Annotated in this window: 11 protein-coding genes; 5 read left to right on the top strand and 6 right to left on the bottom strand. The window is 73.2% G+C overall.

Annotated elements, in window-relative coordinates; all coding sequences use genetic code 11:
- Positions 1-2: 2 nt before the first annotated feature.
- On the bottom strand, positions 3-515 hold the full coding sequence (locus tag ACIRS4_RS21200; protein WP_404198033.1) for an EF-hand domain-containing protein: 513 nt from the start codon (positions 513-515) through the stop codon (positions 3-5).
- A 185-nt stretch (positions 516-700) separates the two neighbouring features.
- Positions 701-1081, bottom strand: a complete 381-nt coding sequence (locus tag ACIRS4_RS21205; RefSeq protein ID WP_404198036.1) for an STAS domain-containing protein — start codon at positions 1079-1081, stop codon at positions 701-703.
- A gap of 399 nt (positions 1082-1480) precedes the next feature.
- On the opposite strand from ACIRS4_RS21205, the gene ACIRS4_RS21210 reads away from it, so the two are divergent.
- Both ACIRS4_RS21210 and ACIRS4_RS21215 read left to right on the top strand, forming a co-directional pair.
- Positions 1481-2047 (top strand): RNA polymerase sigma factor, encoded by a 567-nt coding sequence (locus ACIRS4_RS21210; protein ID WP_404198149.1) that lies wholly within the window; start codon positions 1481-1483, stop codon positions 2045-2047.
- Positions 2044-3291, top strand: a complete 1248-nt coding sequence (locus tag ACIRS4_RS21215; RefSeq protein WP_404198038.1) for a zf-HC2 domain-containing protein — start codon at positions 2044-2046, stop codon at positions 3289-3291. The genes ACIRS4_RS21210 and ACIRS4_RS21215 overlap by 4 nt, the downstream gene beginning before the upstream one ends.
- A gap of 66 nt (positions 3292-3357) precedes the next feature.
- On the opposite strand, the gene purU is transcribed toward ACIRS4_RS21215, so the two are convergent.
- Entirely contained in the window at positions 3358-4242 is an 885-nt protein-coding gene (purU, locus tag ACIRS4_RS21220) for a formyltetrahydrofolate deformylase (protein ID WP_404198041.1), read from the bottom strand.
- A 178-nt stretch (positions 4243-4420) separates the two neighbouring features.
- A complete protein-coding gene (locus ACIRS4_RS21225) occupies positions 4421-4867 on the bottom strand; it encodes a hypothetical protein (RefSeq protein ID WP_404198044.1) in 447 nt (148 codons plus the stop codon).
- A 174-nt stretch (positions 4868-5041) separates the two neighbouring features.
- Here ACIRS4_RS21225 and ACIRS4_RS21230 point away from each other — a divergent pair, with 174 nt between their 5' ends.
- Positions 5042-6358, top strand: a complete 1317-nt coding sequence (locus ACIRS4_RS21230; protein WP_404198047.1) for an ABC transporter substrate-binding protein — start codon at positions 5042-5044, stop codon at positions 6356-6358.
- 108 nt (positions 6359-6466) lie between these two features.
- On the opposite strand, the gene ACIRS4_RS21235 is transcribed toward ACIRS4_RS21230, so the two are convergent.
- Both ACIRS4_RS21235 and ACIRS4_RS21240 read right to left on the bottom strand, forming a co-directional pair.
- A complete protein-coding gene (locus ACIRS4_RS21235) occupies positions 6467-8203 on the bottom strand; it encodes a hypothetical protein (protein ID WP_404198050.1) in 1737 nt (578 codons plus the stop codon).
- 214 nt (positions 8204-8417) lie between these two features.
- Positions 8418-9803: a transcriptional regulator gene (locus tag ACIRS4_RS21240; protein ID WP_404198052.1), complete on the bottom strand. Its 1386-nt coding sequence runs from the start codon at positions 9801-9803 to the stop codon at positions 8418-8420.
- 316 nt (positions 9804-10119) lie between these two features.
- On the opposite strand from ACIRS4_RS21240, the gene ACIRS4_RS21245 reads away from it, so the two are divergent.
- Both ACIRS4_RS21245 and ACIRS4_RS21250 read left to right on the top strand, forming a co-directional pair.
- Positions 10120-10782 carry a bifunctional DNA primase/polymerase gene (locus tag ACIRS4_RS21245; protein WP_404198055.1) on the top strand — a complete coding sequence of 221 codons (663 nt, stop codon included), beginning with the start codon at positions 10120-10122 and terminating at the stop codon, positions 10780-10782.
- A 53-nt stretch (positions 10783-10835) separates the two neighbouring features.
- On the top strand, positions 10836-11627 hold the full coding sequence (locus ACIRS4_RS21250; RefSeq protein WP_404198058.1) for an ABC transporter ATP-binding protein: 792 nt from the start codon (positions 10836-10838) through the stop codon (positions 11625-11627).
- The last annotated feature ends 4 nt before the right edge of the window (positions 11628-11631 follow it).

The raw sequence follows: 11631 nt of genomic DNA on the forward strand, positions 1-11631 counted from the left end.
GGCTACTCGGGGACCGTGAAGTAGCGGGCGAAGGCCGGGACGACGTCCGTCTCCAGGACCCGGCCGTCGGTGTCCGCGTCCAGGGCGGCGGCGACGGCACGCGCGGCCTGTCCGGGCACGCCCAGGCAGGTCAGCACCCGCACGGTGTCCTCCACAGCGGCCGCTCCGTCGGCGTCGGCACCGGCCACGGCCAGGGCCGCGTGCAGGAACGGGCGGGCGATCTCGCCGAACCGTTCGGGGTTGTCGCGCAGTCGCTTGACCGCGCCGCCGACGAACTCCTCGCGCGTGATGCGCTGGTCGCCGTCACGGTCCGCCATCCCCGCCATGCCCTGCCAGAACGCCTCGGCGCCGGTGTACAGGGCCTGCCCCTTGTCGGAGCGGGCCGGGGTGTCGAACTCGGTGAGCAGCGCCTTGGCCGCCGCCGCGAAGTCCTCGCGGCTGATGTAGCCGTTGCCGTCCTGGTCGAAGGTGGCGAACCGGCCGGCGATCCTGCGCTCGTACTCGCTGCTGACCATGTCTTCTCGGGCCGCCTTACGTCGTCGCGTGCGGGTGCTTGTCGGCAGGGAGCGTACGACGCCGGTGACGCCCCGGGTACGGGAAGGCGGCGGTTGTGCCTGAACCGGGGTGAATTCGGGACAAACGTGTGGCAGCGCCGTGAGGTGACTCACCGTCGGGCGCGAGGACCCCTCAGGCGCGCGCGTCAGGCGGACAGGGGCTCGGTTCCGTCGTCCACGGCCGCCTGGACGTCGCCGTACACGTCGAAGAGGCGGCGCACTCCCAGCGCGCCGAGCACCCGGTTGACGTGGGAGTGCTCCTCGGCGCCGCGCGCCGGCAGGATCAGGCGCAGCCTGCCCCGGCAGGAGCGGATGAGGCGGCGGGAGGCGATCAGGACTCCGACGCCGCTCGAATCGCAGAAGTGCACCTCGGAGAGGTCGAGGACGAGGCTGTGCCGGCCCTCGGCCACTTCGTCGTGCACCCGCTGACGCAGCACCGGTGACGTCACCAGATCCAGTTCGCCGGAGACATGGAGCACGGCCCATCCGCCGCGCTCGACGCCGCTCACTTTGAAAGCCACCACCACGCCCTTCAGTCGCCGAAACGGAAGCTGTCCCTTCGCTTCCTCGCAGCGCGGCTGCCCAGCGGCCCGTTCCCCGAAACTCCGCACAGAAAACTGCCCATAAAGAAGAGAGGCCGGATTCAGTCGCTTTGGGTCCCGTTCGAACGTACTGCAGCAGGTGTGGTCGAACTCGATCAGAGGCGGGAGGGACCGACCCGAGCCGCTGACGCCCCTTTACCACCCCCGGCGCGACAGGGGGCGCACATTGCGACAAAGGGGCGTGCGTCGGCCGGTGTGCCGACTACATTCGGGCTGACGGGGGACGCACGCTGGACAAGAACATCTCGGCAAGGACGCCGAACGGAGCACGGGCGAGGGGGTCGCAGGGTGGAGAAGGACACACTGCCCCGCTGGGACCGCACGATGCAGCAGCGACTTGCGCACGGAGAGGCCGCCGCCCTCGGTGAGCTTTATGACCGGTTCGCTTCGCTCGTGCACGGACTCGCCCACCGCGTGCTCGGAGACGAGCGGGCCGCCGACGGCATCACCCGCGAGGTCTTCGCCCACGTCTGGGAGCATCCCGAGGCCTACGACCCTCAGCAGGGCCCGTTGCGCACCTGGGTGGCCTCCCTGACCCACCGCCTCGCCGTGCGACGGCTGCGCGCCACCGAGACAGAAGCCCTCGGCGACGGCGGCCCCGGCACCACCGAGCAGCGGGAGGACGTGGAGAACAAGGTCCGTCACGCCTCCGTCGCCGCCCGCGCCGACTACATCGTCCAGTCCATGCCGGCCCCGCTGCGCGCCGCCCTGGAACTGGCCTACTTCCAGCGCCGTGACTACCACCAGACCGCCGCCGACCTCGGCGTCACCGAGGACGAGGCCCGCCGCCGCCTCCGCCTCGGCCTGCAGCTGCTGTCCACCGCGCACGACGCCACCACCCCGGACGTCACCGCCCCCGGCGCGCCGCCCGGATACGGGGGCGCGGCATGACCGGCCCGCACGACGCCCCGCGCGTCGGCACGCGCCCCGGCCCGGACGGCCGGGCGTCGCCGCCCCCGCCGCCGCTGGAGCACCCGGTGCTGAAGTCGATGCTGGGCGCCTGGGCGCTGGCGGCCTGCTCGGCGGAGGAGACCGCGGCCGTCGAGGAGCACCTCGGCGAGTGCGGGCCCTGCGCCGACGAGGCACTGCGGCTGCGCGAGGCGGTCGGCCTGCTCCAGCGCCCCGAGAGCCTCGACCTCGACCCCGCCCTGCGCACCCGCGTCCTCGACGCCTGCCTGGACCGGCGGCCGCCCCGCGTCCCGGTGCCGGTCTGGGCGTCGTCGTACGACGCGGAGACCGCGCGCCTGGACGCGCTGCTCCAGGACTTCGGGGACGCCGAGTGGCACGCGCCCGTGCGGCTGCGCTGGTTCCGCGGCGAGGGCGCGACCAGCCGCCGCACGACCGTGGCCGGGGTCATCGCCCACCTGATCGCCGTGGACGGACTGGTCGCCGCCGCGCTCGGCCTTCAGGACCCGCTGCGCTCGGGCGGCGGCCCGGACCACGACCGCAGGACGGCGGCCGCGAGGGCCGACTCGGGCGCCGACCGCGCCCGGGTGGCCGTCCGCACCCCGGCCGCGCGGACCGAGGCCTTCTGGGAGGCCTCGCACTTCCCGCCGACGCGTTCGGTGCGCGGCCCATGGCGGGAGCAGACCCACGCCGTCGTGCGCACCGTCTCCTTCACCGGACCGACCCCCGGTGCGCTGCCGGTGTCGTACGGCCACTTCGAACTGCCCATCCGGGACGCGCTGCTCGACCGGGCCTTCGAGTGCTGGGTGCACGCGGAGGACATCGCCGACGCCGTCGACTACCCGTACGCCCCGCCCGCGCCGCGCCATCTGCACGGCATGATCGACCTCGCGGCGCGGATGCTGCCGAAGGCCCTCGCCGCGCGCCGCCGGGCGGGGCTGTCGGCCCCCGGCGCCCGACGGCACCTGGTGGCCGCCGGCCGTCCCGGCCGCAGCCTCCGCCTGGAGATCGAGGGCGAGGGCGGCGGGCAGTGGCTGATCCCGCTGGACTCCCCCGCGGCGGTGGGCTCCGCCGACCACGAGGTGGCCCACGTGGCGCTGGACGACGTGGAGTTCTGCCGGCTGGCGGCGGGCCATGTGCCGCCGGAGGAGGCGGCGGCGGGGCAGCTGGGGGACCGCTCGGCGATCAGGGAGCTGCTGTTCGCCGCGGCGAGCCTGAGCCGGATGTAGGACGGGCCGCCCACCGGCCGCACCGGCCGAAGACCGGAGGCCGGAGGCCGGTCGGTGGGCGGGGTGTCAGGCGAACACCACCGTGCGGCGGCCGTTGAGGAGGATCCGCCGCTCCGCGTGCCACTTCACGGCCCGCGCCAGCGCCTGGCACTCCACGTCCCGCCCCACCGCGACCAGCTGGTCCGGGGTGACGTCGTGGCCGACCCGCTCGACCTCCTGCTCGATGATCGGCCCCTCGTCGAGGTCGGCCGTCACATAGTGCGCCGTCGCGCCGATGAGCTTCACGCCCCGGGCGTGCGCCTGGTGGTACGGCTTCGCGCCCTTGAAGCTCGGCAGGAAGGAGTGGTGGATGTTGATGATCCGCCCGCTCAGCTGCTTGCACAGGTCGTCCGACAGCACCTGCATGTACCGGGCGAGGACGACCAGCTCGACGTTCTCCCCGCGGACGATCTCCAGAAGCTGGGCCTCCGCCTCGGACTTGTTCTCCCGCGTCACCGCGATGTGGTGGAAGGGAATGTCGTACGAGGCCACCAGCTCGGCGTAGTCGGTGTGGTTGGACACCACCGCCGCGATCTCCACCGGCAGCGCGCCGATCCGCGCGCGGAACAGCAGGTCGTTCAGGCAGTGCCCGAACTTGCTGACCATCAGGACGATGCGCATCTTCTCGTCGGCCCGGTTGATCTTCCAGTCCATGTGGAAGGAGTCGCCGATCGCCGCGAAGCTCGCCCGGAGCTTGTCCACGGTCACCGGCGCCTCCGCCGAGAAGTGGACGCGCATGAAGAACAGTCCCGTGTCGTGGTCGCCGAACTGCTGGCTGTCCTCGATGTTGCAGCCGGTCATGAAGAGGTAGCTCGACACGGCGTGCACGATGCCCTGCTTGTCCGGGCAGGACAGGGTGAGGACGTACTGGTCGGCAAGGCTCGCCGAGGCTCGGGTGGACTGCTCATTCATGCAGCACAGGGTCTCACGAGGGCCTGGAAGGCCCGGCATCCGTCCGCAGGACGAGCAGGAGGGGCGGGACGGACCGGACGAACCAGACGGTCCGGGCGAACCGTGGGGGGACCGGGCGAAGCCGCGGGTGGACCGGGCGAAGCCGACGGGCAGGGCGGAGCCGACGGGCAGGGCGGAGCTACGCCGACCTGGTCATGATGCGCAGCACCTCGAGCGTGCGCGGGGGCGCGTCCGCGTCCTCGCCGTCCGCCGCCGCCATCCGGACGTGCGCGTCGCGTGCCGCCCGCACCGCCTCCGGCCAGCCGGGGTGCTCCACGTACGCGGAGACCGGCGCGTCCGGCCCGACCTGGTGCATGATCCGCAGCACGCGCAGCACCGCGGTGTCGACGAGCGCCGCCTCCTGGGAGTCACGGAAGATCGTGCCGACGTACTTCTCGGCGGACCAGTTGTCGAGCCAGGTGTCCTCGACCAGGCGGTACACGGCGTCGGTGACGTCACCGTAGCCGTCCACCCCGGCCAGCCAGACGTCCCGCTGGAACACCGGGTCGGAGAGCATGTGCAGCGCGGAGCGCACATTGCTGCGCCAGCGCCACCACGGCATGTCGTTCAGTGGCATGCCGCCCATGGTGGAGGAGCGACGGCCGCGACGGGAAGAGTTCTCCGAACCTTGTTGCACGGTCGTCGATCGTACGTTCTCCGTCCTCCGCGCTTCTCGGGCCCCTGTAATTCACCTCCGCGTCACCAGACGTCGACCAAGGGTCACTCCGGGGTTGGCCGTGTGACGGAATCGTGCGGAGCCATGACCGGCAGGCGACGCACGCGAAGCACCTTCCTCCCCAGGCTCCCCCGCTTCACCGGCTCCACCAGGGCCGCCGTCCTCGCGGCGGGCGCCCTGGCGGGCTGTGCGTCGCTCCTCGCCGGCTGCGGGGTGGTCCCCGGAACCACGGGGGGTTCCGGGGACGGCCCGATCGTCGTCATGACCTGGGCGCCCGAGGGCACCGGCGCGACCAACAAGCCCGGGATGCCCGCCTTCGCCCTCGCTTACGCCCGTTGGGTCAACGCGAACGGCGGCATCGGCGGCCGCAAGCTCACCGTCCTGACCTGCAACGACCACAACACCGCCGTGGACGCGGCGAAGTGCGCCCGGCGGGCCGTGAAGGAGGAGGCGGTGGCCGTCGTCGGCTCCTACAGCCAGCGCTCCGACTCCTTCTTCCCGCATCTGGAAGGCGCCGGCATCCCCTACATCGGCGGCTACGGCGTCACGAACGCCGAGTTCACCAGCCCTCTGTCCTATCCGGTCAACGGAGGCCAGCCCGCGCTGCTCGCCGGGCTCGGCAAGGAACTCGCCGGGAACTGCGGTCCGGTCGCGCTGGTCCGCCCCGACACCATCGCGGGCGACGCCCTGCCGCCCATGCTCGACGCCGGCCTGACCACGGGCGGACACGACTCGGCCGAGGACCAGCGGGCCCCCGAGGACTCCGCCGAGTACTCCGCCCAGGCCGAGAAGGCGCTGAAGGAGGCGACCGGCGGCAAGGAGGAGAAGGGCTGTGTGATCCCCGCCCTCGGCGACCGCACCGCCACCTTCATGGACTCCTTCCGCCGCACCCGCGACGACTACGCCGCCGTGCGCACCGCCACCGTGCTCGGCAGCGTCGACCAGACGGTCGTCAACTCCACCGGCGGCGCGTCCAGCGCGTTCGAGGGGGCCTACGTCACCGGCTGGTACCCGGCGGCGAGCGATCCCCGCTGGGACGGCATGAAGAAGGTGATCAGCGAGAGCGCCTTCTCCGACACCCGGATCGACGCGGCGGACACCGGCGTGCAGACCACCTGGATCGCCTACGCGGTGCTGCGCGCGGTCGTGGAGTCGCTCGGCGACGGCGAGGTGAGCGCCTCCACCGTACGGGGCGCCCTGGACGACGGGCTGAGGATCGACACCGGCGAGCTCACGCCGACGCTGCGGTGGCAGTTCAGTGACAAGCTCGCCTCGATCGGCCTTCCGCGCCTGGTCAACGCCCATGTGACCCTGCAGACGGTGCGGCGGGGCCGGCTGGTCGCGGCGAAGCCCGGCTTCGTCGACGTGACGACGACCATGGAGAAGGCCGAGGTGGACTGAGGGGCGCCTGCCCCATGAGCCCGTCGGCCCCGACAGGGGCATGGCTCCCGCCGGCGTCGCGACCGTCGAGCCGTCAGGGCCGTCGAGCCGTCAGGGCCGTCAGGGCCCTCAGAGCTGGACGGGCTGGCGCTCCGTCAGGCCGTACTTCCGCGCGATCTCGTTCCACACCTTCGCGGCCCGCGTCTTCTGGGTGCTGGCGGTGCCGCTCGCCCGGTTGCCGGCCTGCGTCTGGGGCGTGCTGCGGGCCTGCCCCTTCTTGCAGTTCCGCTTCTTGTCGCCGGCGACCTGGTCGGCCCAGGCCGCGTAGTGGTCGTCGGCGGACGCCGACGCCTGCCACGCCTTGGTCAGGGCGTCGGTCAGCGCGGCGTGGTTCGGCAGCTGGTCCACACTCAGGGCGGACAGCTTTGTCACCAGCTGGTTGCGCTGCTGCGCCGCGCCCCGCAGATCCGTGGCCGCCTGCGCGAGATCGGTGCACGCCTTGACGTCGGCCACCGCGCTGATCACGGTGGCCCGGCTGCTGCCGCTGTCCGCGAGCAGCTTGTCCAGCGCGATGGCCTGCTGTTCGGCCCCGTCGGCGGATGCCGAGGCGGAGCCCTCGGTGGCGGGCGCGGACGCGGCGACGGTCTTGTTGTCGTCGCCCTTGTCGCCGCCGCCGTCGCCGCCGGCCCCGAGCAGCGCGCCCGCGCCGACCCCGAGGACGGCGATGCCCACGCCGATCGCCGCGATCATCGGCAGCCGCGAGCCGGTACGGCTGCTACGTCCACGCCCGTGGTCCTCGTCGCGCCCGCCGCGTCGGCCGCCGGAGCCGTCGCCGGGCGGGGTGTAGGAGGGCTGCGGGGCGGCGGGGTAGCCGTGCCCGGCGCCCTCCGGCTCGGAGATGCGGGGCATCTGCTGTGTGGAGCCGCCGACCGGGTCGTCGCCGGCGGGGCCGTTCCGGAAGAGGTTCTCGAACCCGGCGGGCGGCTGCTGCCGGTCCGCGCCGCCGGCGCCGCCGCCGTACGGCCCCTGGCCGGTGACGGGCGGAATGTACTGAGTGGCCTCGGCGTCCGGGGAGGCGCTCGCGCGGCCCAGGTAGTGGGTGGACTCCGACGGTGTCTCGGGCGGCATGGCGCCCGGGCGGACCGGCGGGATGTACTGCGTCGCCCCCTCGTCGGCGGAGCCGGACGGGACGGGCGGTATGTACTGGGTCGCGCCCTCTTCGGCCGCGGCGGGCTGCGGGTAGGAGGTGCGGTGATCGCCGCCCGGGACCGGAGGCATGTACTGCGTCGCCCCCTCGTCCGCCGAGGCGGGCGGCGGGAAGGATGCGCTGTGGCCGCCCGGGACCGGCGGTATGTACTGCGTCGCGCCTTCTTCGGCGGAAGCCGGCGGCGGGTAGGAGGCTCGGTGATCACCGCCCGGGACCGGAGGCATGTACTGCGTCGCGCCCTCGTCGGCGGAGGCGGGCGGCAGCGGGGCGCCGGGCATGCCGTGCCCGTAGGACGGGGCCGGGGCGCCCTCCGGGGGCAGGGGACCCGCGCCGGCCGGGCGGGACGCGCCGGCGCCGTCGGTGGACTGCTGCGTCCACGCGTCGGGGCCGGCGCCCTGCGGCGCGCCCCACTGCTGCTGGTCCGCCGGGAGCGGCCAGCCCTGCCCCGCCTGCTGCTGCTCCGGGCCCCAGGGCTGGCCCCAGGTCTGACCGCCGCCCGGGGCGGACGCCGAAGGCTGCTGCTGCTCGTGCGGGCGGGGTCTGGAATAGGAAGCGTTCGTCATTCCCGGCAGCAGGGGCTCCCCGCCGTCGGAGGGCAGCACGATGCCTTCGTGCGCGGGCCGCGCCGAGGGCTCCTCGCCCTGTCCACTCTGCGTCACCGGGACTCCTACGAATGGGGGACCTTCGTCAATCGTCGGCTCACGCTACCGGGTTCCCGGAATCCCGTGCCACGCAGCTCAGAACGTGATGTGCCTCCCAGTGACGTCGGTAACAGAACCGGAGCGCCGTGCGCTGCGTCCGCCGCGCCCCGCGCGACGAAGGGCCGCTTCCCCTTTCGGCGAGGACCCGTTCACGCCACGGCGCCCCGTCCGTTCAGGCGGCGGTCTGCAGGTCCAGACGTGCTCCGAACTCCCTGACCACCGCCTCCTCCCGGAACGGCTCCAGCCGCTGCTGGAGGTCCTCCAGGTACTCCGCGCCCCGGTTGGAGCGGAGCGTCTCGAGCAGTTCCACCGCCTTCAGGCCGGTCGCGCAGGCCTCCTCGACCTCCCGCTTGAGCACCTGCGCCGTGGCCAACAGCACATAGCCGATGGCCCGGCGGCGGGCCCGGCTCTCCGGATGCCCGGCCAGGGACTGTTCCGCGCAGCGCGCCGCCGCCTCGGCCTGGCCGAGGTCCCGGTGGCAGTGGGCCAGTTCGTCGGCGAGGTAGGCCTGATCGAAGTGGGCGATCCACGGCGGATCGTCCCCCGACCCCGGATCGGCCGCCTCCAGCGCCGACACCGCCCGCGCGGACGCCGTCTGGGCCGCCCGCACGTCGCCCATCAGCGCGTGCCCGCGGGCCTCGGCGGCGTGGAACATCGACTCCGCGCGCGGGGTGGCCCGCCCGCGTGCGCCCTCCTGCGCCGCCCGTGCCAACTGCGCGATCTCCCGCGGGTTCCCGAGCTGCGCGGCGAGGTGGCTCATGGAGGCGGCGAGCACGTACCCGCCGTAGCCGCGGTCGCCGGCGGCCTGCGCGAGACGCAGGGCCTGGATGTAGTAGCGCTGGGCGAGGCCGGGTTGACCGGTGTCGACGGCCATGTAGCCGGCCAGCTCCGTCAACCGGGCGACCGACGCGAAGAGTTCACGCCCGACGGCCTCCCGGTAGGAACCGGCGAGGAGCCCCGAGACGACGCTGTTGAGGTAGTGCACGACGACCGGGCGCACATGCCCGCTGCCGTACTGGTGGTCGAGGTCGACGAGCGCCTGGGTCATCGCCCGCACCGCCCCCACGTCGGACAGGCCCACCCGCGGGCCCGCCGTACGCGCCACCTGGGCGTCGGCGGACGAGATCAGCCAGTCCCGGCTGGGCTCGACGAGCGCCGAGGCGGCCACGGACGCGCCGGACAGGAAGTCCCGGCGCCCCACGTCGCTTCGCCACAGTTCGCAGACCTGCTCGATGGCGCCCAGCACCGTGGGGGAGAACTGGAGGCCGACGCCGGACGCGAGATTCTTGCCGTTGGCCATCCCGATCTCGTCGATCGTGACCGTACGGCCGAGTTTGCGGCCGAGCGCCTCGGCGATGATCGCGGGGGCGCGGCCACGCGGTTGCTGCCCGCGCAGCCAACGCGCCACGGACGTCTTGTCGTAGCGCAGGTCGAGGCCGTGTTCCGCACCGCACATGTTGACGCGGCGGGCGAGTCCGGCGTTCGAGCACCCCGCCTCCTGGATGAGCGCCTGCAGCCGTTCGTTCGGCTGCCGTGCGACGAGAGGCCTTGCGGCCATGGGCACTACCCCCTGTGTCTTGGCGGCTCGCGTGCGGCGGCTGCGCCTTACCGCGCTCCGAGTTGACGTCTCTTCCACCGGATGTTTCCGGCCGTGAAGATCGATGCCCCGCTCGCACGGCGAAAATGCGAGGCATGTGAGGATTGCCGGGTGCGGGGCCCTTTCGGACGGAAGCCGACCCCCGAACGTCACTACCCGCTTCCGCGCCCGTTCCTGCCGCGCGCCCCCGCACATGCACCTGTGCGCCCCGAACGGGGGGCCGGTGCTCCTCCCCCGCGCACGCGGGCGGGCGTAACCCCTGGTGACGCCCGGAGTTGTGCTCGTCGTGGAAGAGACCATCGCGGGCGCCGAAGCCACCCAGATCCCGAAGCAGCGCGGAGAATCGCTGCTGGAGACCGCAGTTCGCTACGTCGAGGAGCGTCACTGGGACGTGGCCCCCGGCACCTGGCTGGAAGCCGTCGACGGGGTGCAGCGCTGTTCCTGCGCCGACACCGCGTGTCCGGCACCCGGCGCGCACCCCGCGCGCCCCGACTGGGCGGCCCAGGCGACGGGCAGCGCGACCGTCGCCCGGCGCATGTGGCAGCAGCAGCCGGCGGCGTCGATCCTGCTGCCCACGGGGCGGACCTTCGACGCGATCTCCGTGCCGGAGACGGCCGGGTTCCTGGCGCTGGCGCGCATGGAGCGGATGGGGTCGACGCTGGGGCCGGTGACGCTGACGCCCGACCGGCGGATGCAGTTCTTCGTCCTGCCGGGTACATCGGCGAAGGTGCCGGGGCTGGTCCGCGCGCTGGGCTGGTCCCTGACCTCGCTCGATCTCCTCGCGTGGGGCGAGGGGACGTACGTGGCCGCGCCGCCCACCCGGTTCGGGTCCCGCGGGGCCGTGCAGTGGGCCTGCCGTCCGACGCCGGCGAACCGATGGCTGCCGGACGCGGAGGAGTTGATCTCGCCGCTGGCCTACGCGTGCGGGCGGGAGCGCTGAGGGCGCGGCCTTCCGGTCCGCTGAAGTCGGCTGTCACAGCCTAGAGTTCTGGCATGACCTCCGATGCAGTCGTCGCCGGCGCCGCTGTCCGTGTGCGCGGACTCTGGAAGCGCTTCGGGCAGCAGGTCGCCGTGGCCGGGATCGATCTCGATCTGCCCGCCGGGAAGTTCATCGGACTGGTCGGTCCCAACGGAGCCGGGAAGACCACCACGCTCTCCATGGTCACCGGGCTGCTGCGGCCCGACCAGGGAAGCGTCGAGGTCGTCGGACACGACGTGTGGCGCGATCCGGTCGAGGTGAAGGCCAGGATCGGTGTGCTGCCCGAGGGACTGCGGCTGTTCGAGCGGCTGTCCGGGAGCGAACTGCTCGGCTACAGCGGCCGGTTGCGTGGCCTGCCGGGCGCCGAGGTGGACAAGCGGGCCGGTCAGCTGCTCGACGTCCTCGACCTCGCCGGGGCCCGGCACAAGCTCGTCGTGGACTACTCGACGGGCATGCGGAAGAAGATCGGGCTCGCGGCGGCGCTGCTGCACAACCCCGAAGTGCTCTTCCTGGACGAGCCGTTCGAAGGCGTGGACCCGGTGTCCGCGCAGACCATCCGGCGTGTGCTGGAGCGCTACACCGCCTCCGGCGCGACCGTGGTGTTCTCCTCCCATGTCATGGAACTGGTCGAGTCGCTGTGCGACTGGGTGGCCGTGATGGCGGCGGGACGGATCCGCGCCCACGGCCCGCTGGAGGAGGTGCGCGGTTGCGCCCCCTCGCTCCAGCAGGCGTTCCTCGAACTCGTCGGCGCACACGGCCGGGACGCCGCCGCCGACCTCGACTGGCTGGGCGGCGGCGCACGGTGACCGA

Origin of the sequence: Streptomyces sp. NPDC101166 (genome assembly GCF_044768125.1) — a bacterium.
Classification (GTDB): domain Bacteria; phylum Actinomycetota; class Actinomycetes; order Streptomycetales; family Streptomycetaceae; genus Streptomyces.